This window comes from Sporosarcina luteola, assembly GCF_023715245.1.
In the GTDB taxonomy this organism is placed as follows: Bacteria; Bacillota; Bacilli; order Bacillales_A; family Planococcaceae; genus Sporosarcina; species Sporosarcina luteola_C.
Window position 1 is genome coordinate 1,687,990 of record NZ_JAMBNV010000001.1, and the last position, 24,645, is coordinate 1,712,634.

The window sequence follows — 24,645 nt, forward strand, 5'->3', positions numbered from 1 at the left end:
TACTGTATCCCTATTTATTATAACAATCTTCGAGCTCATTCACCATATGTTCTAATGACACTTTGTGAACGGGAACAGACGGCAGCGCATTCAAAAAGCGCTTCCCATATGATTTTGTATAGATACGTCTATCCAAAATGATGAAAAAGCCCCTATCTCCAGACGAGCGGATCAATCGTCCAAATCCCTGCCTGAACCTCAATATCGCTTCTGGCAATGACAAATCTGTAAATGGATTGGATCCGCCTGCAGCTAGCTTTGCCGCCCTCGCTTTAAAGACGACCTCATCCGGAGATGAAAACGGAAGCCGGACAATGATGACCGCAGACAATGCCTCACCGGGAACATCGACACCTTCCCAAAAACTGTTCGTGCCGAATAGAATCGATTTCTCGAACTGACGGAACGATTTCAACAGTTTCATTCGGCTCCCAGAGCTCACTCCTTGCGCAATGAGAGCGTAATCTTTCAATAGTTCACTCTCCAAAATCAATTCATACGTTTTTCGAAGCATATCCTGCGAGGTGAACAGGACGAACAATCTTCCGCCAGTTGCGAACACTGTTTGGACGACTGCATCCGCTACTGCTTCAATATAGTCGCTCTGGGACACATGTTGGATGGACGGCATATCATCGACGATGAATATTCCTGCGTTATCATAGAAATGTGCAGGAGCGTCAAATGTTAAAACGGGTACACTTTCAGCAATTCCTAGCTGCCTGGAAACAAAACGCTCATCCTGGTTGATTGTCATTGTTGCAGATGTCCATATGATTCCAATCTCTTCATCTTTAAGGCCCTGCATGAATTCCTTTGTAATCGCCGACCCTTCTACGGGGCTTTTGACGACAGTAAGACTACCAGGCAAACTCCGTTTATCTTTTTCAATCCAAATGGTGAAATTCTCCTTTTCGTCATCCAGGAAAATTTCCACCCATTCTCCAGCCTTGATTTTCAATTCCCTTACCCAATACTCCCATTCTGATAAAAATGCCTGTTCTTTCGGCGACATTCTCTCTATATGCACTTCCAGGCGAGAACTAATTATTTCTACAACCTCAATATAATCATTCATCTTTTCGGCCATTTTGGAAAAGAGGGGATCGTTCCCGACTAATTCCTCGAGACCGAAAACGACTCTCTTCCCTTGTTGGCTTCCTTTCACCTGAGGGCGGTGTTTCGACAACAACGCAGCGACATCATCAAATATGGTTGTGAATTGTTCATAGGAGAACGCCAGCTTTTCAAACACCTGATTTCCATAATTGCCATATTTCCTATGAAGTTTCATAATCTGATGAAGAAGCTGGCCAACCGCGTCCGAGCCTAGTTGCCCCATGACATACTTCCAGTTCATATAGGAAAAGACTGTCTCATTGGAATTGGCAGCTGTATGAATAAATTGATGGGCTTCATCGATGATCAGGCCTGAAAAGTCCTGGAAAATCTTTTGTTCACGATTGCTATCCGATAGGAGCATCGAATGGTTCGTAATGATGAGATTGGAAAGGCTGCAGGCGTCCTTCATCCTTTGGTGGTAATCCGCCGATCTTTCATCCGCCTTCAGCCAATTATTCCGTTTACGGATCCGATCGACAAACAATTGTCCCCCGCCGGACACATTCAATTCATTGACATCTCCGGTTTCCGTGTCTGTCAGCCAGACGAGGATTTGCATGATTGTAAATGTTTCATCATACGATTCATCCGTTATCCTCAACAATTCTTCGAACTTTCCGAGGGAAATATACTGCTCCTTGCCCTTTAGGACTGTTGCAGTGCATTTGATGTCAAGGATTTTCTGGATGCGCTTCACTTCATCCTCGAGGATTTTATCGACAAGATGGTTTGTGAACGTGCTAATCACCACAGGTTTCCCGGTCAGAAGGGAATAAATTGCTGCAGGCAACAAATAGCCGACCGTTTTTCCGACTCCTGTTGGGACCTCGACAACAATTTCGGAATGCGTGGAGAGCGTTTCCCATATGGAATCCATGAATGACAATTGGGATTTCCGGTATTCGAAAAAAGGATAGCCTTTCTTCAACAGATCGACTTTCTCCTCTTCCTTCTTCGGATAGGTACAACGTGCACTCAAAACACCCGCGGGATTCTCAGGGTTATTGTACGGAATTCCCCTGAATAAAGGGAGCTTTCTACCGCCTGTAGAAGTCCGTACATGCTTTAACGTTTCATAAATTAGTGTCGAAATATCCGAGCGCAATGAAAAGGAGCGCCTATGCAATAAGTTCAATGTTTCTTCCGGCAAAGTCCGAAGCTTAGACAATGCTGTCAATAACAAATTGGCAGTCGCTTTGGCATCATCATCTGCCCTATGTGCGGCAGGCAGCTCAATATCCAAATCCTCTGCCAAATCCTGCAAACGATAGCTTGAGGAGGATGGGAATAGGATTTTGGATAACTCAACAGTATCAATTTTCTTTCCGGACCAACCGGCCACATTGCATCGTTTAAATTCGCTTTGCAAAAATGACAGATCGAAATCGGTATTATGCGCGACAAATACCGTCCCCTGCAACATATCGGATACATCTTGTGCAATCTCTTCAAATGAAGGAGCAGAAAGCACTTCTTTATCCGTAATCGCGGTCAATTGTTGGATGAACGGAGGTATTTCACGTTCCGGATTGACAAATCGGGCATACTGGCGCGTTATCGTCCCATTTTCGATGAAAACGATTGCAATTTGTATGATCCTATCCCCTCTAGAAGGGGAATGTCCAGTCGTTTCCAAGTCAACGACTGCATATGTACGATTATCCATTCAATCATCAACTTCCTGTAGTGAATACTACAGCAGATTGTATCATATTTGGCGGTCCGATTGCGCAATTAGGTATCCAACCAATTAAAAAATACCGATGAAGGAAAATTTCAATCCTTCATCGGCGTCTACTTCCATTAGGCAATTACGCCGGGCGTTTCTTTGATCACTTCTTTAACCCCATTCGTTTCATTCATGAGAAGGACTGTCGGTTGATGGGTGTTAGCCTCCTCATCCGTTACATAGACATATGAAATGATGATGACTATGTCACCTTTCTGGACTAATCTGGCTGCAGCGCCGTTGACGCAAATAACACCACTTCCACGCTCACCCGCTATAATATACGTTTCAAATCGAGCTCCATTATTATTGTTGACAATATGGACCTTCTCATTCGGAAGCATACCCGCTGCATCCAACAAGTCACTATCAATCGTAATACTTCCAACGTAATCCAAGTTTGCTTCTGTCACGGTAGCGCGATGCAATTTACTGTTCATCATCATTCGGAACATGGGTACCATCCTTTGTTGACATAATAATATTATCTATTAACCTAGTTGACGAAAACTTCACTGCGCAAGCCAAGATTACTTCCTGTGCCGCGTCCGTTACAGGACCTAATTCAGGGTATGCCAGCATTTTCACATAATCGATCTTGCCAGAACTATTTGAAATGATGTATTCTGACACATGCTGCTCAATAGCGTTCGGATTGTCTCCCGTCGCGAACATCTTTGCACCGATTTGTAGTGCCCGATAGATCACAGTCGCTTCCGATCGTTCCAAAGATGTCAATTTCACATTGCGCGAGCTTTTCGCCAATCCATCCTCTTCCCGTACAGTCGGAACCCGCATGATTGCTGTCCGTAGATTGAAGTCCCGTACAAACGTTTCAATTACTGCCAGTTGTTGCGCATCTTTCATGCCGAAATACGAACGGTCCGGATCGACAATATTGAACAGTTTCAATACAACTTTGAGAACACCGTCAAAATGTCCAGGCCTTGAAGCGCCGCAAAGCTCATGCGCCTGCCTGCCCGGCAGTATACGGATGCCACCGTCAGACGGATACATTTTATCGACTGCCGGAATGAATACAATATCGACGCCGGCTTCACATGCGAGACGAATATCCCTTTCCCGATCACGCGGATACGAGTCGAAATCCTCGCCGGGTCCGAACTGTGCCGGATTAACAAAAATGCTCATGACAACAATGTCGTTTTGTTCTTTTGCATGCTTCACAAGAGATAAGTGCCCTTCGTGTAAATAGCCCATAGTAGGGACGAAGCCGACTGTTGCATTTTGTCGTTCATTCCGGTTCAGTTTCATCTGGAGTTCTTCAATGGTTTCTACCACTTGGATGGCAGTACTATCAACGTACATCGTTCAATCCCCCGTATAATGCAACCAGTTCTTCCTCCTTCATCGTAAAACGATGTGCCTCAGAAGGAAATTCTCCTGTCTTGACGGCTGAGGCATATCTCTTTAAACCATTTTTGATATCGCTTCCAATATCTGCGTATGCTTCGACGAATTTAGGGATATGGTGACTTCCGTATTTAACCGTGTCATGGAAAACAAGCACTTGACCATCCGTCTCTGCGCCAGCTCCTATCCCGATTGTAGGAATTGCGACCGCTTTTGATACCTGGTCCGCCAATTGATAAGGAATGCACTCCAAAACAATCATACATGCGCCTGCAGCTTCACAAGCGATTGCATCCTGAATAAGTTTTTCTGCAGCTTCCGCAGTCTTCCCTTGCACTTTGTAACCCCCAGCTACAGCAGCTGATTGAGGAAGAAGACCGAGATGTGCAACGACTGGAATCCCTGTTTCCGTCAAAAGATGGATGGTGTCAATCACCTTTCCTCCGCCTTCCAGTTTCAAAGCGTTTGCTCCCGTCTCCTGGAAGATGCGGACTGCGGCTTCCAACGTCCTATCAGCTGAACCATGGTAGGAAGCGAAAGGCATGTCAACGACGACGAACGTGTCCTTTGCTCCCCTCCTGACCGCTTTTCCGTGATGAATCATATCGTCGGTTGTCACAGAAGCAGTCGATTCATAACCTAAAACGACCATGCCTAGCGAATCGCCTACAAGGATGACGTCGATGCCAGCCTCCTCCGCCAATTGTGCAGACGGATGGTCGTACGCAGTCAACATGACAATTTTTTCCCCATTACGTTTCATCTTCGTGAAATCAGTAGTGCTTTTCATCCGTATCCTCTCCTTTTCTGGTCAAAGTAGAGAAAACCGAAAATTAAAAATCCTTCTGGCCTAAAAAGGGCAGAAGGATTGTGAACTAACGATTTTTGGTTTCCTCCGTCCCTGTCTTTTACAAGATCAAGGCAGATCTTATTGGGTTTTCTGACAAGCATATAGCCCTGAAGGTGCAATTCCGATTGATACTGCCCTTCGCCATTACTATAGCAAATCAAGGAAGATTTGTATAGTTCAATCTTTAATAAAGACATCCGCAGAATAGATGCCCCTGACTGTGCCGTCGTCGAGCTGAAGCTCTAATAGCCCTTCTTCTGAGATGCCTAAGGCTGTGCCTTCAACCGTTTCATTTAACATGACAGCTTGGATTCGCTTGCCCGCTATATTCGAATAGCCCTCCCAAAGCAATTTGATCGGTCCGAAGCCGTGTTTCTCATACATTTTCGTATATGATTCAATAAAGAAGAGGATTTCGGCGATCAGCTTAGCGCGATCAATATGCTTTCCGCCGGCAATCTTCAAGGAAGTGGCTATCTCTTTCAATTCCAATGGAAAATCGTCTTCATCCTGATTGACGTTCATTCCGATTCCGAGAATAATCGCTTTCACTCGATCCGGTTCCGATTGAAGTTCAGTCAGTATGCCCGTCACCTTCCTGTTGTTGATCAAAATATCATTCGGCCATTTGATCGTTGCTTCAATGCCACCGATATTTTCAATCGCTCTTACAATCGCGACTGCAGCCACGAGTGTCATTTGCGGAGCTTGCTGGGGCATGAGGGATGGCCTGATGATCAAACTCATCCAAATCCCTTTTTGGGCTGCTGAATCCCAAGGGCGGGACAACCTTCCCTTGCCCGCCGTCTGCTCCTCGGAAACGACGAGGGTTCCATCGGGTACACCAGCTTGTGCAGCGTCGTGCGCGAGTATTTGGGTCGATCCGCAACTGACATGATAATCGATTTTCCTGCCATAGGCTGCGGTCTGTAAGTACTTCTTGATGTTTGCCGCGTTCACAAGATCCGGCGAAGCGATAAGCACATACCCCTTTTTACGGATCGATGCGATTTCATAGCCTTCCTCTTCAAACTCTCTAATATATTTCCAAATTGCCGTTCTGGACAAACCGAATTCGTCCGCAAACTCCTGTCCGGAAATCGGATTTCCTTTAGCTTCAAAAAGTCTTTTCAGCAATTCACTCTTGATGTTCGTATTCATTCAGAAACCATTCCTTTATCTTTTCCGAATCGTTCGGGCAAATTTGATGGAGCACCGCATATTCGATTTTCTGCATCCATTCACCAACCCATCTGCCGCCTCTTTGGCTTGTCCACTCCATTAGGTCTTTCCCATCAACTAGCAGGTCAGCCTTTGAACGGATTGGCAAACTATCTTGCATCTGTTTCATTTCCTCGAAATGAATTCCATGTTCTGAAGGATGTAGGGCTTGCCAAATCTTTTCTGTTGCAATCAACACGTCCAATGTAAAGCGGTAATAATCATCAACCGTAAATCGACTGGACTGCCTGTTATCAAGCGCATCTTGGACGTTTGACAGAAAGTCCTTCTCGCGGTTGGAAAGTTTATATGCCTTCGCAATCTCTCCAGCCGAAAAATGACCTGCCAACATCAATGCGGACCACCCTTGCTCTGCTGTCGAATAAGGGGCGCATTTAGATAATAGACGTGCATCATCAGGAAATAGGGGCAAATGCTCCGCCAGGCGGGTATTCACGATCATTGCAAGTGCCTTGCCGGAATCTACGCCCTTCCATAATTTATCCATCTCCACTTTGATCCGTTCTACAGAAACATGAACGACACTAGCAGCGTTTTCTTCAATTGCCTGTAAGGTATGTTCCTCGATTGCAAACCCTAAAACGGCAGCAAAACGGACCGCGCGGATCATGCGCAACGCATCCTCATGAAATCTGTCCGCTGCGTTGCCGACTGCCCGGATTTGACGATTCTGAAGATCCTTGATGCCATCGAAAAGATCAATCAGATCACCAGTCAGCGTCAAAGCCAAAGCATTCATAGTGAAATCCCTGCGTTGCAGATCCTCTTTCAAAGACCTGACGAATTTCACTTCATCGGGCCTTCTATGATCCGTATATGTACTTTCCGTACGGTACGTCGTCACTTCGATCGGTTCGTCATCCAAAATTACCAGTACAGTCCCGTGTGCAAGCCCTACATCAATTGTATGGGTGAAAACCTGCTTCACTTCTTCCGGAGTCGCAGACGTGGCGATATCGAAATCAGACGCCTCTTTGCCAAGCAAATGGTCCCGGACCGCTCCGCCAACAAATACCGCTTCGTATCCTGCATCCTCCAATTGGCAGACGACTTTTCGACTCGGTGCCGTTCCAAATTCAGATGTCATTTTAAACCCGCCACCCTGTAGTACAGCTTTTCATATTCAAGAACAATGGTAGCAGAATTGAATTTATCGCGGACTGTCCTGAGCGCACTTTCGCGGAAGTTTCCATGCATGAATGGATCTTCAAGAAGCATTTTCGCTTTCATTGCCGCAGCTTCCACGTCTCCCAACTCGACAAGGAATCCATTTGTCCCGTCCTCGACCACTTCGGGGATACCGCCAATATTTGTTGCGATCGCAGGCACGCCGCAAGCAAATCCTTCAAGAAGCACGAGGCCAAATGCCTCTTTTTCAGATAATAGGAACATGACATCACTGATTGCTAAAAGTTCCGGTAAGTCATCCCGTTTCCCTGTGAAGATGATATCCTTTACCAATCCCTCTTTTCTTGCCTTCTCCATCATTTCAAGCTTTTCAGGACCCGTGCCTACCAATACTAATTTCGCATCGACTTCCTTGCGGATAAGTTTGAAACTATCAATAATATCCCCTATCCTTTTGACACTGCGGAAATTTGAAATATGGATGATGACCTTTTCATCTTCCCGGATTCCCATATCGGTTTTTAATGAACCAGGATTGACCGGCCGGTATTTCTCTTCATCGATGAAATTATAGATTGTCTTTATTTCATTTTGCGGTTCAATTAATGATAGCGTATCCTGTCGCAGGGATTCCGAAACGGCTGTCGTCATGTCAGATTTGTCGATTCCATAACGGACCGTGTTTTTTAAAGCAGGATCATGACCTAGAATCGTCACGTCCGTCCCATGCAATGTTGTAATGACACCTATGTCGGAATTCGCCATATCCTTACCGAGAGCTGCCGAAATGGCATGAGGGACTGCGTAATGGACGTGCAAAAGATCTAGTCCTTCCTCTTCAATCACCCGTGCAATCCGATTCGCTAAAGCGATATCGTAAGGCGGATATTTGAAAACGGCATAACCGTCAATCTTAACTTCGTGGAAATAAATATTAGGTTGGACATCCGGGACACGGAAAGGCCGACTCGAAGTGATAAAATGCATTTCATGTCCCCTTTCCGCCATTTTCAATCCGAGCTCTGTTGCGACAACCCCGGACCCCCCCACTGTTGGATAACATATTATACCGACTTTCAATTTTTTCATATACTGCACCTCTTCCGCCAAACGTTAATCGATAATATTCTCCAAGCCATACACAAGATCTTTCCGACCGATCACTTCCCGGATCGCCATCATGATGCCTGGCATAAAGCTCTTCCTGTCAAATGAATCATGTCGTAGTGTTAATAATTCCCCTTCTCCTCCGAGAAGCACTTGTTGGTGGGCTAGCAGACCAGGCAACCGGACGCTGTGGATTTTCATCCCTTCCACATCGGCTCCGCGAGCCCCTTCCAAATGGACCTGCTCTTCAGGATGTCCTTGGATATGAGCCGGCCTATTTTCTTTAATCATTTCCGCTGTTTTTACAGCCGTTCCTGAAGGAGCATCCAATTTCCGATCATGATGCATTTCCAGAATCTCGACATCCCCCAAATAGCGGGCCGCCTGCGCTGCGAATTTCATCATGAGTACTGCGCCGATTGAAAAGTTCGGTGCGATGATTCCTCCGATTTGTGTTGATTCCACCATCTCGAAAATCGTTTCCAACTCTTGCTTTGTCAGACCGGACGTCCCAACAACCGGATGGACGCCAAGCGTCAAAGCATCTTTAACATTTCTAAATACGGCATCTGGATCAGTCACATCCAACAGTACTGCTGGTTGAAGCTCTGCATAAAGCTGTGAAAGCGATGTGTAAATTGGAATACCTTTTTTCTCTTCATTTATAACACCGTTATGTAAATGCAAACCATCGAATTTATAATCAAGTGCAGCTACCACTTCTGCATCTTTAGCTGCTTCTATCGCTTCTATCGCCGTAGTTCCCATTCTTCCCCGAGCTCCGGCGATGGCCACTTTTATTTTCATCAAAAATCCTCCTTTTTTGTCCATCGGTCTGCATCGCGCTTTTTAAATTTATTTAATACGCCCATCAGTGCGTCTTCCAAGCTGATGCCTTGTGAATTTGCAAAACAGACGAGAACAAACAGCAAGTCACCTGTTTCTTCTTCCAACGATTTGATTTCTTCACTATCCTTTTTCTTCTTCATACCGTAAACATGCTGCACTTCCCGAGAGAGTTCACCAAGCTCTTCTGTGAGCCTGGCCAGCATTTCCATCGGAGGGAAATAACCTTCTTCAAAGCCCGATATGTATGAATGGACTTCTTCCTGCATGTTTTTCATCGTTTTAGCTTGTTCCAATTTGCTTCCGTCTCCTTCATTTGTTATCGTATTCATTCATAGGAGTATTGTCAAAATTTCTGTAATAAACGACAATGTAAATGCGCACCAAGGAAAGGTGGTCATCTTTTGCTTAGTGGAATAAAATTTAAAAACATCTTTTTTATCATTCTGGGAGCCGCCATTTTCAGTTTCGGCCTTGTACATTTCAATATCCAGCACGAACTTGCAGAAGGCGGATTTACAGGAATCACCCTTATCCTCCTGTTTGCCTTCAACTGGGATCCTGCTATTATGAACCTTCTGTTGAACATTCCGATGTTCATCATCGGTTGGAAACTGCTCGGTAGGAAAGTTTTCATTTACACAATTATCGGCACAGTTGCGGTTTCGGTGTTCTTGAAAATCTTCATGAAATACCAGTTCAACATCCACTTGGAGGGGGACATGTTCCTCGTCGCACTGTTTGCAGGAGTTTTCATCGGAGTTGGGCTCGGCATCATTTTCCGGTATGGCGGAACAACTGGCGGTGTAGATATTATCGCACGTTTGGCGCATAAGTACATAGGCTGGAGCATGGGAAAAACAATGTTTATGTTTGACGCGTTCGTTATTTTGCTATCTTGGGCGGTCTACTTGGATCATCGGTCCATGATGTATACACTTGTCGCGTTATTTGTGGGCGCAAGGGTCATCGACTTTGTACAGGAAGGTGCATACGCCGCTAGAGGGGCTTTCATCATATCGGAGGCCCAGGACGAGATTGCTTCCACGATAACGCTTGAAATGGATCGGGGCGTTACTGTTTTCAGGGGTTATGGCCATTTCACGAAATCTGACCGTGAGATATTATATTGCGTTGTTGGCAGAAATGAAATGATGCGTTTGAAAAATATTGTTACGTCGATTGATCCGCATGCTTTTGTGTCTGTTACTGATGTGCATGATGTGTTGGGCGAAGGCTTTACACTTGATGACCAGAAACGGCCTTTGGATCATTGACAAACACCCTTTGTATAACCGGATTTCCGCTTCAGGCGGACGCTTTCCGGGGGCACGGCTTCAATCCTGAAGTAACACATATACTTCATCTACAGATAAGAAAAATATAGAAAAACCCGACCAGAAGCGGTCGGGTTTTAGTTTTAGTCTCTGCTTTGAAAAATAAGAATGAGGCGGAGCAATTCCATTACGGCAACTGCAGTAGCAGCGACGTATGTCATTGCAGCGGCGCTTAGTACCTTCTTCGCATGGGGCTCTTCTTCATTCCGGATGATTCCGAGTTCAACAATTTGGTTCATCGCACGGCTCGATGCATTAAATTCCACAGGTAGTGTAACAATCTGGAACAAAACACCCACTGCCATTAAGAGAATCCCGATGCCGAGCAAAGAGTTCATACTTGAGAAGATTATTCCAATCATGATGAATCCCCAAGATGCATTTGACGTGATGTTGGCTACCGGTGCCAATCGATGGCGGAAACGCAAAAATGCATAAGCTTCAGCGTCTTGGATTGCGTGTCCAACTTCATGGGCTGCAATCGCTGTACCTGCAACTGAAGCTTCATGGAAGTTTTGGGATGATAAGGCAACCGTTTTAGTTAATGGGTTATAATGGTCGGTCAAAATACCTTTGCTTTCAACGACTTTTACATCTTGTAAACCATTGCGATCAAGGATGAGACGTGCAACTTGTGCTCCATTCATACCAGATGTTGAGCGTACTTTCGCATATTTATTATACGTACTTTTCACTTTGAATTGGGCATACAACGGAAGCAAAATGATAATACCCAGGTAAACCAAAAATGACATTTATGTTTCCCCTCCCTTTCTATCTACTTCTATTTTATAATGCGCCTGAACTAACCGCAACTTTTTGCTATCACACTATAGCTTTTACCCCTTTTTTCCTGTTTTTCCATAGAGTATATGCTAAGGCGATACATGCAATGGAGAGCCAGAATGTAAAGTAGCCGATTTGCTGCATATGTTTCATCAAGTCATGGTAAATCGGCATTTGGCCGAATACATAATCGATGACATCATTATGCAATGTCCAAATTGCCGCGATAACGATATGTTTGAACTCGAATCGGTACAGAGGACTATAGAGGACTGCCTGTACGGCCATTGCGAAATGGGAACCGATAAGCATCCAACCGACAGGATCTAAGGAGCCAATTTCCAGCATAGTAAGCAGATTCATGACAACAGCCCATAAGCCGTATTTGACAAGTGTAATAAGTGCCAGCGCTTCAATGAGTTTGAAATTCCTGCCAATCAACCAACCGATGATTGCAAGTGTAAAGAACAGGCTTGCCGTAGGGCTATCCGGTACAAAAATCCAGAATTTCGGTTCTGTTATTTCCAATTGCCACATATACCAATCGTAGCCGTATACCGTGCCGAGCAGATTGATGAATAGTAAAATCCACAGGAATGATTTATGAGTTAACAAGAACCAAATTCGATCGACTAAAGAAATCATGTCCATCTCCCCAAACACAAGTATGTAATGAATTATGTATAATAATTTGTAAAAAAAAAGAGTCAGTCACCTGACTCTTTTTTCGTGTTGAGTTACTCTGCTGTTTTCAAGCCTTCTAGGAACTCTGCTAGTTTTTGCAAGTCTTCCTCTGAGCCATCCCACTGATTCGGAGGCATTGTACCAATACCATTATGCGCGATATCTACAATCTCATCTGCTGAAAGGCCAGTGTTGCTTAGCGCTGGTCCTAATCCACCCTGGAAGGCGTCACCATGACAGCCGATACATGTGGATCCAGCATAGATTTGATAACCTTCAGACTCTGGATCGAATTGAACCTCTTCAACAATTGCACCTTGTGCTTTCGCTTTTTCCCAGTCATGGTTCACAACGGATTCCCATGTCAAATAGAATAGAGCTGCGAAAGAAAGGAGCATGAAAGCAGTTGGAAGAGGGCGTTTGAATGGACGGCGCTCTTTCGATGTATCCATGAACGGAACTAGCATTAAAGCTCCGATAGCCAAGCCTGGCATGATGATCGCTCCGATGACGTTATATGGTCCGGAAGCGAATTCATACTTAAGCAATTGGTACATGGATAGGAAATACCAGTCTGGAACCGGTATGTATGTTGTATCCGTAGGGTCTGCTTGACGTTCAAGCGGAGACGGATGGGCAACTGTCAGGATTAAATATCCGATTAGGAAGATGGCACCGATAATCCACTCTTTCAAGAGGAAGTTCGGCCAGAAAGCTTCTGTTTTACCCGGATATTCCGAGTAGTCTTTAGGGACATTCGGCATCTTGCCTTCAGCTTTGATGCGCGAGTCACCAACAAATTTCATACCTTTTCCGCGTTGCATTTTGTCCCCTCCTTATTCTAGTTTCAGACAATCAACATCGTTTCCGATGTGAATCTTATAGCGGACCGGAGATTCCTTGTCTTCTGATCATGATAAAGTGTGCCGCAAGCAACCCAAGCAAAGCAGCAGGTAGGAAAAATACATGAATCGCAAAGAATCGTGTCAATGTTTGAGCTCCAAGGATAGTGGAGTCGCCGGCTAGAAGGATTTTAATCTGCTCACCGATGAATGGCACCGATGCTGCAATTTCAATACCTACTTTAGTCGCGAACAACGCTTTCATATCCCAAGGCAGTAAATAACCAGTGAATCCTAGACCTAACATCGTGACGAAGATCAATACGCCTACGATCCAGTTCAGTTCTCGAGGCTTTTTATACGAGCCTGTAAAGAATACACGCAGTGTATGCAAGAACATCATAACGATAACAAGCGATGCTCCCCAGTGGTGCATCCCACGCACAATCTCACCGAATGCAACTTCATTTTGAAGATAGTAAACGGATTTCCATGCATTTTCAATATCCGGGGTATAGTACATTGTAAGGAACATACCTGATAGAATCTGGATGACCGTTACGAAAAACGTCAAACCTCCGAAACAATAAATGAATGCAGAAAAATGATGTGCAGGGTTTACGTGCTCAGGTACTTCGTGGTCAGCGATATCACGCCAAATCGGGGTGATATCCAACCGTTCGTCAACCCAATCATAAATTTTATTCAGCACTTCGGTCGTACCCCCTTACATATTAAACTAATGTGTTTGGAACCGTCTTTCCAAGATGTACATAGCCATCCACGACTTCTACCACATATTCATCAAGTGGTCCGAGTGGTGGAGATCCCGGTATGTTTTTACCGTTTTTCTCATAACGTCCATTATGGCAAGGGCAGAAGAATTCGTTCTTATGCTTCTCGTCGCCTTCCCAGTTCACCGTGCATCCAAGGTGCTTACAGACAGGAGAAAGTGCGATGACCGTATCGCCTTCTTTATAGACCCAAGCTGTGTTCGATACGTCGGACTTGTACCATCCATCCTTACGATCTTTAATAGTAAAGTCAACACGTACAGGAGTTTCAGACAACTCGTCCACTTTTTGTGGAGTCGGAATGAAATCACCTTCACCTTTTGGTTGCAATACTGGATCGACCGCAAAGCGGACCATCGGCATCAACGTAGCTGAAACCATGAATCCACCGACACCCATTAATGTATAACTTAGGAATTGGCGTCTAGACACTTTGCTGCTCATCAGTTTCCCTCCTCTTACTCCAAGTTCCGTCCAACGGACATACTTTTACTAATTGTAATACTAGGACATATCTATGATATATCAATATTAATGTAAATTCAATCATGCTTTCAGCTGTATGTACAGATTGTGAACATTTCATGAATTTTACACATGTCCCATTCATATCCACCCGATGATCATTATTCCAACGTGCAGAAATCATTCCCTCGGAAACCGATTATTGTTTCGCCCATTCCTCGGTAAATTTCGGGAGTGCTTGGCGCAGTTGATCTTCAAGAATTGATTGCCGTAAAGAAGCATCCATATTTTCAAGCGGGATGGATGGCAACCAAATGACTTGTCCTGGCAACTCCATTGATGTCCAAGTGTGATCCGTCGTCAAGAAAAAAACATGTTTGAAAGTAGTAGTGGAAAATTCCTGCAATGTCGTTTGCGCCATATGTTGTTGATCCGTTTCCGGTGTATAAGCGAAAGGCGGAGCAAACATCATTCTCCCTTTGAATTGAGTTTCAATGAGGGAAGCCAAATGCATGACGAATTCTGTCGATGAAGCGCTATTCTTCATATTATCCATCTTCGTTTCAACTTTTACAAGCGGTATCACCAATGTATCGATATATTCTTTTTGAAGCAAATATGTATCCATGTCCTTGCCTGTCCAATTCATATATAAACAGCCTCCTAATAATATTCATACAAATGACTCCGTCAGAAAGACGGAGTCATTACTCTTTTGTGATTTTCATATCGTTCAGCATTGCCGATAGAATGAGGAACCGTTCCCGGTCATTGGCGTCAAGTGCTTCATCGACTCTCCTCATAAGCAAATCCAGGGACATAGAGGCAGCACTTTCTTCGAGCAGCTGCTCGGCAATCTTACGATCTCGTGCACTCACCTGAAGCTCAGCCGGAAGGAATGGATTTTCCTCTCGTACACTCGCATATTGAGGACAAGCATGGCTGTTTGGAAAATTCAGCTGAATGTACATTTTTTCATCAGGATGGAGTCGGAGATCATGGAATGATTTTTCCGCATCTGCCGTCATGAGATTGCCTTTGTAAAATCGGAAAGGGATGCTTTCTGAGTTTATTGTAGAAATCACCATCGCCCGCGGACAATAATGTGCCTCATCCGTAAAGTGGACGTTTTGAAGTAGTTGTTCATGGCTTAGAAGATAATTCAGAATCCACACACATTCCCGGCGCTTCAATTTATAGCGCTTTAAAAACCACCGTACGAAGTCTTTTTTGGCAGCGACAGGAATCATGGCTGTCATATCACACCTCCTCGTCATTCAACGTTTCAAGAAAAGCGGTCCATTCCTCAGGTTGTTCTAGCATTACCAACGTCTTAACTACTTCGATAGCTTCATCACGTTTTCCTTCATCCAAAAGGAATCTTGCGTATTTATCCAGAAAAGATGGATCATCCTTCATTCCAACATATGCCTTACTGTAAGATACGTATGCATGTGCATATTGTTCCTCTCTTTCCAGTGCATATGCTTTGAAAGCCGACAATAGTGGAATGTCCATCTGCTCTTCATTCATTTCGGTCAGCAATGATAATAATTTTTCGTCTTCTTCCTGCTGATTATAGAGGGATGCGAGTGTGACAATCGCATCTATATATTCGGGATCCAGAGCAATCGCTTGCTGTAAATGTTCTTCCGCTTCGAGGGGGATTCCGAGCTTCAACGCCGATTTGCCCGCGGACAGGCGGAGTTCTTTATCAAATTCGTCACGCTTGATACCCTGCTCGAAAAAGCCATAGGCCTGTTCATCATTGCCCAATTGGGATTGCGCCTGACCTGCGAGCATATATGCAGAGAAGTAATCAGGATCCATTTCAATCAATTGTTCAAGCAACTGGACCGACTTTTCCGGCTGTCTACTCTGGTAATAGGCAAACGCTGCACCAAATAGCGTATCGGGAAGCTGCTCATCTTTCAAAAGTTCCTCATAATAAGGCAATGCTTCCTCGTATGCAGCTCCAGCGCTATACGTTTCAGCCAGTCTGAGCGGAATCATTATACTAGCAATTTCATTATGGCCTTCATTGTAAAGTTCGGTGTAAAGTTTTGCGGATTCGAGATATCTTCCTGCATCTAGCAGCAGTTCAGCATACGCAAAACGGATGACAGGCTCATGAGGTGATCGCGATAAGGCTTCTTTCACCTTTCCGATAGCCGCCTCCGCCATTCCGATCATTTGATAATAATCGGCTAGAGCTAACAGCGCCTGGGTATACTCCTCCTGATCTTGCGTCACCTCCGAAAGCAACAGCAATGCATCATCTTCATCCCCGAGTTCCATCAATGTGTTGGCCCGGTCAATCTTCAATTGGGGCTCATCAGGCATATAGGACAGCAACATTTCGTAAATATGGTCAGCTTGTCCGACATATCCGTAATCGACCAATAAACCTGATGCTTCATAAAGCAGATCAAAATCCCCGGACTTTTCCACACGGTCAATCAATTCATTTATTTGCCCGATATCTCCATCGAGTACCGCTTTTTCAAAATCATGTAACTGCATCATATTTTCACCTGTTCCTTCATGTTGTATACATTAGGAAAATTATTCTTCACTACGCGCTATCACGAGTTGAGATAAATGATCAAAGAAGTTCGGATAAGAAATGGCGATGCAAGATGGGTCTTCAATGTGGATTGGACCAACTGACACCAAAGCGGCAATGGCAGCCATCATCCCTATTCTGTGATCGCCGTAGGATCTCAGTTCCCCTCCTAGTAAGGCTGTAGGTCCTTCAATAATCATCCCATCCTCCGTTGCTACCACTTTCGCGCCGAGTTTCGTCAGTTCATCCGTGACGGCGGCAATGCGGTCCGTCTCCTTGACACGCAGTTCCGCAGCATCTTTGATGACTGTTGTACCCGTCGCCTGGGTTGCAAGCAGCGCAATAATCGGCAATTCATCGATAAGTGTCGGTATGATATCTCCACTTATCTCAATCCCTTCCAATCGGGAATGCGCCACTTTAACTACTCCGTAATATTCCCCTTTTTCACCGTTATGTTCAAGTATTTCCACTTCGGCACCCATTTGCCTCAGTACTTCAATGATTCCTGTTCTCGTCGGATTCAGACCGACATTAGTAAATACCACTTCACTGTCTTTGATCATAGCAGCAGCCGCCATGAAAAATGCCGCGGATGAAATATCACCGGGAACAATCACGTCCGTCCCCGATAAAGCTTGTCCTCCTTGGATGCGTACCGTATTTCCATCCTTGAGAAGCTCAGCTCCGAACTGCTGAAGCATCCTTTCCGTATGATCCCTTGAAACGTCAGTTTCTCTGACGACTGTTTCTCCTTTTGCGTTCAATCCGGCAAAAAGGATCGCAGACTTCACTTGTGCACTTGCCACAGGCATCTTATAGTCAATTCCTTCAAGCGTTGATCCAACGATTGTAAGTGGAAGGAAATCACCTTCTTCATCGCCTGAAATCATTGCTCCCATTGATTGCAGTGGGGTGGTCACTCTTTTCATCGGTCGCTTGGATAAGGAAGCGTCGCCTGTCAATGTGGAAGTAACCGCCGAGCCCGACAATATTCCGAGCATCAGTCTAGCCGTTGTGCCTGAATTCCCGGCATATAGCTCTTCAGTAGGAGTGACCCATTTCTTAATCCCGGGACTCGTAATCAAGACGTCTGTTCCACTACGCTCAATGGAGACGCCTAATCGCTTGAAAATCTCGATTGTACGTAAGCAATCCTCCCCATCGAGGAATCCTTTTATCCTCGTGCGGCCTTCAGCTATCGACCCTAACATGATAGCACGATGCGAAATGGATTTATCCCCCGGCACTTTTACAGAACCTTTTACTATCGGCTTGTTGAATGTCACTGTTTTTGTTTCCACCATGAAGAGCCCTCCCTTTTTAGAGAATATGCATGCTATAATCCGTTTTTTTCGCAAGGACCGACCTTGCAGCCTTCCGATCATCCGCCGTCTGAAAACTGATGACGAGGATTCCATATACATCTGTTCGTGTTTCTACAATCCGGATATTCGTGATGCTGATTTGCTCATCAGCAAGTATTTTTGTGATTTCGGATATGACACCAGGATGATCCGGTATATCGATATGCAAATCGAATGTCATATACAAAGCTCCTTGCACTGCCCCTTTGAAAGTGGAAGGTAATTGATCCCGGAACTCCTTCGCATCAGAAAAGAAATCATATATTCGATCGGGATCGTTTTCAAGGATCATCGAGCGGATTGAATTCATTTCCTGTAACCAGCCATCCAGTTGCCCAAGTAATTCTTCCCGATTCTGAATTGTAATATCGCGCCACATCGTCGGATCCGCTGAGGCGATTCGGGTAAGGTCACGGAAGCCGCCGGCAGCTAGATCCTTCACGAATGGCTGCTCTTTTTCCTGGTCAGCCAACCTGCCAACGAGGGAGGAAGCGATAATGTGAGGGAAATGGCTGACAATCGCCGTCATTCGATCATGCTCAGCCGCATCCAAGATGACGATTTTACCTTTTGTAGGCGCCAATAAATTGGATAGGCTATCAACTTGTTCAGAACTCGTCCAATTGCTAGGTGTCAACACATAATAAGCATTTTCAAACAGATGTCCTTTCGCTGCCGCGATGCCGCTTTTATGGGAACCTGCCATCGGATGCCCGCCGATAAATGTCAATCCTCGGTCTTGAAGTCTAACGGCCGCCTGCATGATCGGATTTTTTGTACTTCCCGTATCCGACAGGATGACATTCTCTTTGAGCGTCCATTGTGAAGCTTCTTCCATCAATGCAATTGTCGTATTCACAGGGGTCGCAAAAATGATGTAATCGGCTTTTTCGCATGCCGCTCTTGCGGATGGTGCAATTGTATCGATGATGCCACGGCGGTAAGCTTCATCCGCGGTTGAATATGATCGGTCAAATCCTGATATTTGCAAATTGCGGCCGCCGCGCTTCAATGCAAGCGCCAAGGAACCGCCAATAAGACCTAAGCCAATAATTGCTATATTTTCATTCATTGTTATCTACCTTTTTCTTGTAACAAAAGAGTGAACGCCTGTAGTAATCCCGTATTCTGCTCTTCTGTTCCGATTGTGATCCTAACGTACCCTGGTGTCCCGAGTGCATTGCCGCTTCTGATGATATAGCCGTGTTTCAAAAGAAATTCCGAAGCTTCGTCCGCATCTCCCGGTACTTCCATCAATACAAAGTTCGTTTCGGAATCATACATATGGATTCCTTTTTCATTAGCGAAAGACTTGTAACGCTTCCTCTGTTTTGCATTTAATTCCCGGCACATGTCGATGAATGCATCGTCTTCCAGAGCCTTGGTTGCAACTGCTACAGCTAACGTATTGGTGTTAAATGGATTACGCACTTTATTCAGCTCGGTAATAATATCGGATGAGCCGACCGCATACCCTATTCTAAAGGATGCAAGGCCATACGCTTTCGAGAATGTACGCAACACAATAATGTTAGGAAACCGATCTATCAGTCCAATCGAATCGATATGATCAGAAACCGTTACGTATTCAAAGTAAGCTTCATCCAGTACGACTAAGATGTTTTCAGGAACCTGCTCCAAAAAGCTTTCCAGCTCGGCTTTTGGAATAAGACTTCCGGTCGGATTATTCGGATTGCACACCCAGATGATTGCTGTACGATCATTTATCGCATTGATAAAATCGTTCAGATCATGATGTTCATTCTTTAATGGAATCTCCGTTATATCCGCACCTTCAATTTTAGCATTATGGGCGTATTGTGGAAAAGACGGAGTCGGTATAATCGTATGCACTTTTTCATCAAGCAATGCACGTGTAATGATTGAAACAAGTTCATCCGAACCATTTCCGAAAAGGATTGAGGATTCCTCCACGCCATGCTTTTCTGCCAGTTTTGCACGAAGGGTTGTCCCATTTCCGTCTGGATAAATTTCATACGGCATCGATGTGTTGCTTAAAAACTCAGCTACTGTAGACGCGCAGCCGTAAGGATTTTCATTTGAAGCCAATTTTACGACACTATCCAAGCGATAAGCCTTTTTCACTTCTTCAGTCGATCTGCCCGGTTTATAAGGTCTCATAGTAGATAAAACTTGTTTCCACTGCATATGTACTCCTCCGGTCTGCATGTATTTTAGTTTTGCAAGTCTGGCCGCAGCTTCACTGCTTCGTTTTGATAGATATGCTTGACGTCCTCTTGATGGGTCTCAGAATTGACGTGCATGAGAATCCGGATACATAGCGGCATTGATCCCGGAACATCCATTTCATGCGTACACATGACCGGTACATACTTCCATCCATCCAGTGTTCTGACAGCTTTTGCAGGGAATGCCGACTCAATGTCTCGTGTAGTTGAAACAATGACTGAAACAATATCGGTTGGAGAAATGCCATTTTGCTCAGCCATTTCCAACACCAATGTTCTTGTAGCTTCAAGTACTCCGTCAGTTTGATCTGAGACAACGGTAGTTGCCCCTCTTATACCTCTAACCGTCATGACCGCTCCCCCATTCCGATTCTTTTCTGCAATTCGAAAAAAGCCTGTTCACATTCAACCGCTGAAACTTTTTTCACAAAAGGTGTGCCCAACTTCTCCAACATGACGAAATTCATTTCGCCGAATGCGGCTTTTTTATCTTTTTCCATGAAAACAAGGAAACTGCCAAATGAATTCTCTAATACAGGATCGAACGAGTAGCCATTGTATTTGGCGAAGCGAATGAACCGGTTCGTAAAAGCTGCGTCAATCGTTCCGTGACGTTCACTGAGGATGAAACTGTAAGCCATGCCAATCATGACGCATTCCCCATGACTCAACCCTCCGAAACCGCATACGGCTTCCACAGCATGGCCGAATGTATGGCCGAAGTTCAAGTATTTCCTTGTGGAATGCTCGAATTCATCTTCCACAACGATATCCGCCTTCACTTGAATTCCTTTTAAAAGCTCTGCTGCAAACCACTCTTCCGTCGGATTGGAAAAAGTCTCTTCTTCCAACAATGATTCTGACCAATTCCCATCGGAGATGAATGCATGTTTGATCAATTCCGCCATTCCAGAACGGACTTCACGCGGCGGCAACGTCGTTAACAACATAGTATTGAAAAGCACCGCTGCCGGCTGATGGAAAGAACCGACCATATTTTTCCCTTCCGGCAAATTGATGGCGGTCTTGCCGCCTACTGCACTGTCGTGGGCCAGGATGGTCGTAGGGCATTGAACAAACTTGATCCCCCTCATGTATGTAGCGGCGACGAATCCCGTCAAATCCCCGCAAGCCCCTCCCCCGAACGCAATAAGCAAGGAATTCCGAGTGAAATTCTTGTTCACTAAATAGGATTGGCACTCGAAATAGACTTCCTGTGTTTTGCATTCTTCCCCAGGAGGGACGATTTTTACTAAAGGCGCAATATCTGCTTTTTGTAAAGCGTCGAGTAGAATGGGCAAGTGCAGGTCAGCGGCATTTTCGTCAGCGATGATGCCTACCCGATCTGCGCTATGCAACAATTCTTTATAATCGGATGAAAACAAGTCGTATATATATTCACCGATATGCACGTCATATTTCGCATCGGGCAATTGAACGGTCAATTTCCCCATATCAAAACCCCTTTACATAGTGTCTGTATCGCTCAATTTCTTCCTTCAAGCCTTTTATCGTATCCGAACGGAATTCCTCCATGATCGCTTTAGCCATTTCAGTTGCAATGACATGCTCTGCAACGACAGAAGCCGCCGGCACCGCACAAGGGTCCGATCTTTCGATTGTTGCTACGAACGGCTCTTTCGTATCGATATCCACGCTTTCAAGTGGCTTATACAATGTCGGGATCGGTTTCATGACGCCACGGATGACAATAGGCATGCCTGTCGTCATACCGCCTTCCAGTCCACCGAGCCGATTGGACTTGCGGTAGTAGCCGAGTTCTTCTGACCAGGCAATTTCATCATGAACCTCACTGCCAGGTTTTTGTGCCATTTTAAAACCCAATCCGAATTCAACACCTTTGAACGCATTGATGCTCATCATGGCTCCGGCAAGCTTCCCATCCATTTTACGATCGAACTGTACGTAGCTTCCTATACCGGGCGGGCACCCCTCAATAATGACCTCCACGACTCCTCCGAGCGTGTCTCCACGTCCTTTAATGTCATCGATGGCTGCAACCATCCGGACTGATGCTTCTTGGTCCGCACAGTAGACAGGATCGTTTTCGACAATCGCTCGCAGTTCATCCAACGGCAATCCGGAATAAGTGTCTGGATTGGTCGTGATCCCACCAATTTCTGTTACATGAGCGACGGTCTCGATGCCTAATAGACGAAGAAACTGTTTAGCTACAGCGCCAACTGCCACACGCATCGTCGTCTCTCTCGCAGAGGATCGTTCCAAAACATTACGCAGATCGCGGTGTCCGTACTTCATGCCACCGACTAGATCCGCATGTCCTGGCCGAGGTCTTGTGATCTGTCGTTTGATGTCTTCGGGATTCACATCATCCGCCAACGGTTCGACTCCCATAATGCTTGTCCAATGCTTCCAGTCATCATTGACGACCGTCAGCGTCACAGGCGACCCGAGCGTCTTCCCATGGCGCACACCGGACGTGATAAGGACCTGATCCTTTTCTATTTGCATCCGACGGCCACGCCCATGTCCGCCTTGACGCCTTTTCAATTCATTGTTAATCATTTCTGCCGTTAAAGGCATTTGAGCGGGTAACCCTTCAATAATGGCTGTCAATTGTGGTCCATGTGACTCGCCAGCTGTAAAAAACCTCATTTCATTTCCTCCTTTATCTCTATTCTTAAGGATGGAGTAAACATCCGTTTCATAGCACTTTATCAAACTAAAACAATTTTGACTATAGGTATTAATGAAAAAATCCGGATATTTTCCGGATTTAAAGGATAATTGCAATAAACTGCTAATCATTAAAGCTTTCTGTAAAAGAATGTCTCCACCGATTCAAAGCCATATTTGGATGGATTGAATATCTGTTCGGTGCTACCGACGAACAAGATTCCACCGGGAGCCAGCGCTTTTGAAAAGTCAGTGTAAATCTGGTCCTTTGCCTCTTCCGTGAAGTAGATCATTACATTCCTGCAGACAATAAGATCGAAACCCGAACCGTAGGGATCCCCTAACAGGTTTTGCTGTTTAAATTGTACTGTCTGTTTTATTTCATCTTTCACTTGGTAGTGCTGTCCTTCGTTAACGAAATATTTGTCCAAGATAGGTTTGGGAACTTCTTTCAATGACCGTTCCTGATAAAGGCCGACCTTTGCGCGTTCCAATACCCCGGCATCGAGGTCTGTCGCTAAAATTGAAATATCCCGTAACGGCAAGTGAGATGATAGGACCATGGCGAGGGAATATGGTTCTTCTCCTGTGGAACAGGCCGCGCTCCATATTTTCAGTTTTTTGTTTTGGGCTAACAACATGGGGAAGATTTTCTTGTCGAGGACATCCCAACGCTGGGCGTTCCGATAGAATTCCGAGACATTGATTGTCATTCTATCGAGGAATTCGTTCAGAAGCTGTTTGTCATTATGTATGGCTAAATAATAGTCAGAGAAATTGCGGAATCCCTTTTTTTCATATAGGGATGTGAGCCTTCTTTTCATTTGAGCTTCTTTGTATAGTGATAAGTCTATTCCGGTCTTATTCTTTATTTTTGATATGAAATCGATGTAATCTGACATGAATAGTCCCCCTGGTTCTCTTTTTCCCTATTATACCGGAAAGAACATGCAAAATGTGGCACTTTCCAAATGGACTTCAATTTGACGAAATTTAGGGCAATAATAAAACAGCCCCGCATTTGACCGCGAGGCTGTCTGTAATTGAATTAGTTGATCCAGCTTACCATTGATTTGTCATAGCTGACGAGTTCTTCTTCTTTGAAGAAAAGACCGATTTCACGAACGGCAGATTCCGGTGAATCGGAACCGTGGATGATGTTTTTGCCGACAGTGACAGCGAAGTCGCCACGGATTGTGCCTGGTGCAGATTCTTTTGGATTTGTCGCACCCATCATCAAGCGTGCAGTCGAGATTACATTCTCACCTTCCCAAACCATTGCGAAAACTGGTCCGGAAGTGATGAAGTCTACAAGCTCTCCAAAGAAAGGACGCTCCTTATGTTCGCCATAATGCTGTTCAGCAAGGTCCTGGCTGATTTGCATCAATTTAGCGCCAACCAATGTGAACCCTTTGCTTTCGAAACGGTTTACGATTTCACCGATTAAATTACGTTGAACGCCATCAGGTTTAACCATTAAAAATGTTTTTTCCATTTATAAACACTCCTTCACGTATGTATGGAATTTTATCCTTACT

At 44.9% G+C, this 24,645-nt stretch carries 26 protein-coding genes; 1 reads left to right on the forward strand and 25 read right to left on the reverse strand.

The features are described from left to right. Positions 1 to 10 precede the first annotated feature (10 nt). From dinG to M3152_RS08070, 9 genes are all read right to left on the reverse strand, one after another. Positions 11 to 2,788, reverse strand: coding sequence for an ATP-dependent DNA helicase DinG (gene dinG / locus M3152_RS08030; protein ID WP_251694632.1), 2,778 nt, complete (start codon positions 2,786 to 2,788; stop codon positions 11 to 13). A 137-nt stretch (positions 2,789 to 2,925) separates the two neighbouring features. After that, positions 2,926 to 3,306 carry an aspartate 1-decarboxylase gene (gene panD / locus M3152_RS08035; protein WP_251694633.1) on the reverse strand — a complete coding sequence of 127 codons (381 nt, stop codon included), beginning with the start codon at positions 3,304 to 3,306 and terminating at the stop codon, positions 2,926 to 2,928. Further along, on the reverse strand, positions 3,281 to 4,180 hold the full coding sequence (panC, locus tag M3152_RS08040; RefSeq protein WP_251694634.1) for a pantoate--beta-alanine ligase: 900 nt from the start codon (positions 4,178 to 4,180) through the stop codon (positions 3,281 to 3,283). The genes panD and panC overlap by 26 nt, the downstream gene beginning before the upstream one ends. Further along, entirely contained in the window at positions 4,170 to 5,015 is an 846-nt protein-coding gene (gene panB / locus M3152_RS08045) for a 3-methyl-2-oxobutanoate hydroxymethyltransferase (RefSeq protein WP_251694635.1), read from the reverse strand. Before panB ends, panC begins: the two co-directional genes overlap by 11 nt. A gap of 237 nt (positions 5,016 to 5,252) precedes the next feature. Next, positions 5,253 to 6,236: a biotin--[acetyl-CoA-carboxylase] ligase gene (locus tag M3152_RS08050; RefSeq protein WP_251694636.1), complete on the reverse strand. Its 984-nt coding sequence runs from the start codon at positions 6,234 to 6,236 to the stop codon at positions 5,253 to 5,255. Then, entirely contained in the window at positions 6,214 to 7,404 is a 1,191-nt protein-coding gene (locus M3152_RS08055; RefSeq protein ID WP_251694637.1) for a CCA tRNA nucleotidyltransferase, read from the reverse strand. Before M3152_RS08055 ends, M3152_RS08050 begins: the two co-directional genes overlap by 23 nt. Next, complete coding sequence (gene bshA, locus M3152_RS08060; protein WP_251694638.1) at positions 7,401 to 8,534, reverse strand: N-acetyl-alpha-D-glucosaminyl L-malate synthase BshA; 1,134 nt, start codon at positions 8,532 to 8,534, stop codon at positions 7,401 to 7,403. Before bshA ends, M3152_RS08055 begins: the two co-directional genes overlap by 4 nt. A 24-nt stretch (positions 8,535 to 8,558) precedes the next feature. Continuing rightward, positions 8,559 to 9,359, reverse strand: a complete 801-nt coding sequence (gene dapB, locus M3152_RS08065) for a 4-hydroxy-tetrahydrodipicolinate reductase (RefSeq protein WP_251694639.1) — start codon at positions 9,357 to 9,359, stop codon at positions 8,559 to 8,561. Then, positions 9,359 to 9,730 (reverse strand): nucleotide pyrophosphohydrolase, encoded by a 372-nt coding sequence (locus M3152_RS08070; RefSeq protein WP_410055842.1) that lies wholly within the window; start codon positions 9,728 to 9,730, stop codon positions 9,359 to 9,361. Before M3152_RS08070 ends, dapB begins: the two co-directional genes overlap by 1 nt. 72 nt (positions 9,731 to 9,802) lie before the next feature. Between M3152_RS08070 and M3152_RS08075 the strand changes: the two genes are divergently transcribed. Further along, entirely contained in the window at positions 9,803 to 10,675 is an 873-nt protein-coding gene (locus M3152_RS08075) for a YitT family protein (RefSeq protein WP_251694641.1), read from the forward strand. 143 nt (positions 10,676 to 10,818) lie between these two features. On the opposite strand, the gene M3152_RS08080 is transcribed toward M3152_RS08075, so the two are convergent. The 16 genes from M3152_RS08080 to ndk all read right to left on the reverse strand — a co-directional run bounded on the left by M3152_RS08080 (position 10,819) and on the right by ndk (position 24,602). Further along, entirely contained in the window at positions 10,819 to 11,490 is a 672-nt protein-coding gene (locus M3152_RS08080) for a zinc metallopeptidase (protein ID WP_251694642.1), read from the reverse strand. Between the two features lie 70 nt (positions 11,491 to 11,560). Further along, positions 11,561 to 12,166: a DUF1405 domain-containing protein gene (locus tag M3152_RS08085; RefSeq protein ID WP_251694643.1), complete on the reverse strand. Its 606-nt coding sequence runs from the start codon at positions 12,164 to 12,166 to the stop codon at positions 11,561 to 11,563. A 92-nt stretch (positions 12,167 to 12,258) separates the two neighbouring features. Further along, positions 12,259 to 13,029 (reverse strand): menaquinol-cytochrome c reductase cytochrome b/c subunit, encoded by a 771-nt coding sequence (locus M3152_RS08090; RefSeq protein ID WP_251694644.1) that lies wholly within the window; start codon positions 13,027 to 13,029, stop codon positions 12,259 to 12,261. 55 nt (positions 13,030 to 13,084) lie between these two features. Continuing rightward, positions 13,085 to 13,759: a menaquinol-cytochrome c reductase cytochrome b subunit gene (qcrB, locus tag M3152_RS08095; RefSeq protein WP_060208191.1), complete on the reverse strand. Its 675-nt coding sequence runs from the start codon at positions 13,757 to 13,759 to the stop codon at positions 13,085 to 13,087. A 22-nt stretch (positions 13,760 to 13,781) separates the two neighbouring features. Beyond that, positions 13,782 to 14,288: a ubiquinol-cytochrome c reductase iron-sulfur subunit gene (locus tag M3152_RS08100; protein ID WP_285847122.1), complete on the reverse strand. Its 507-nt coding sequence runs from the start codon at positions 14,286 to 14,288 to the stop codon at positions 13,782 to 13,784. Positions 14,289 to 14,505: 217 nt separating this feature from the next. Next, positions 14,506 to 14,955 carry a DUF2487 family protein gene (locus M3152_RS08105; RefSeq protein WP_251694646.1) on the reverse strand — a complete coding sequence of 150 codons (450 nt, stop codon included), beginning with the start codon at positions 14,953 to 14,955 and terminating at the stop codon, positions 14,506 to 14,508. A 58-nt stretch (positions 14,956 to 15,013) separates the two neighbouring features. Continuing rightward, the gene (locus M3152_RS08110; protein WP_251624233.1) at positions 15,014 to 15,565 is read right to left on the reverse strand and encodes a ReoY family proteolytic degradation factor; all 552 of its coding nucleotides are present in this window, start codon (positions 15,563 to 15,565) and stop codon (positions 15,014 to 15,016) included. A gap of 1 nt (position 15,566) precedes the next feature. Further along, complete coding sequence (locus M3152_RS08115) at positions 15,567 to 16,829, reverse strand: tetratricopeptide repeat protein (protein ID WP_251694647.1); 1,263 nt, start codon at positions 16,827 to 16,829, stop codon at positions 15,567 to 15,569. Between the two features lie 42 nt (positions 16,830 to 16,871). Further along, a complete protein-coding gene (aroA, locus tag M3152_RS08120; RefSeq protein WP_251694648.1) occupies positions 16,872 to 18,179 on the reverse strand; it encodes a 3-phosphoshikimate 1-carboxyvinyltransferase in 1,308 nt (435 codons plus the stop codon). A gap of 16 nt (positions 18,180 to 18,195) precedes the next feature. Next, the gene (locus M3152_RS08125) at positions 18,196 to 19,311 is read right to left on the reverse strand and encodes a prephenate dehydrogenase (RefSeq protein ID WP_251694649.1); all 1,116 of its coding nucleotides are present in this window, start codon (positions 19,309 to 19,311) and stop codon (positions 18,196 to 18,198) included. Between the two features lie 2 nt (positions 19,312 to 19,313). Then, positions 19,314 to 20,408 carry a histidinol-phosphate transaminase gene (gene hisC / locus M3152_RS08130; protein ID WP_251694650.1) on the reverse strand — a complete coding sequence of 365 codons (1,095 nt, stop codon included), beginning with the start codon at positions 20,406 to 20,408 and terminating at the stop codon, positions 19,314 to 19,316. Between the two features lie 26 nt (positions 20,409 to 20,434). After that, positions 20,435 to 20,800, reverse strand: coding sequence for a chorismate mutase (gene aroH, locus M3152_RS08135; protein WP_251694651.1), 366 nt, complete (start codon positions 20,798 to 20,800; stop codon positions 20,435 to 20,437). Further along, positions 20,797 to 21,903, reverse strand: coding sequence for a 3-dehydroquinate synthase (gene aroB / locus M3152_RS08140; protein WP_251694652.1), 1,107 nt, complete (start codon positions 21,901 to 21,903; stop codon positions 20,797 to 20,799). Before aroB ends, aroH begins: the two co-directional genes overlap by 4 nt. A gap of 1 nt (position 21,904) precedes the next feature. Further along, a complete protein-coding gene (gene aroC, locus M3152_RS08145; RefSeq protein WP_251694653.1) occupies positions 21,905 to 23,086 on the reverse strand; it encodes a chorismate synthase in 1,182 nt (393 codons plus the stop codon). 152 nt (positions 23,087 to 23,238) lie between these two features. Further along, positions 23,239 to 24,009 (reverse strand): CheR family methyltransferase, encoded by a 771-nt coding sequence (locus M3152_RS08150; protein ID WP_251694654.1) that lies wholly within the window; start codon positions 24,007 to 24,009, stop codon positions 23,239 to 23,241. Between the two features lie 146 nt (positions 24,010 to 24,155). Next, a complete protein-coding gene (ndk, locus tag M3152_RS08155; RefSeq protein WP_251694655.1) occupies positions 24,156 to 24,602 on the reverse strand; it encodes a nucleoside-diphosphate kinase in 447 nt (148 codons plus the stop codon). Between the last annotated feature and the right edge of the window lie 43 nt (positions 24,603 to 24,645).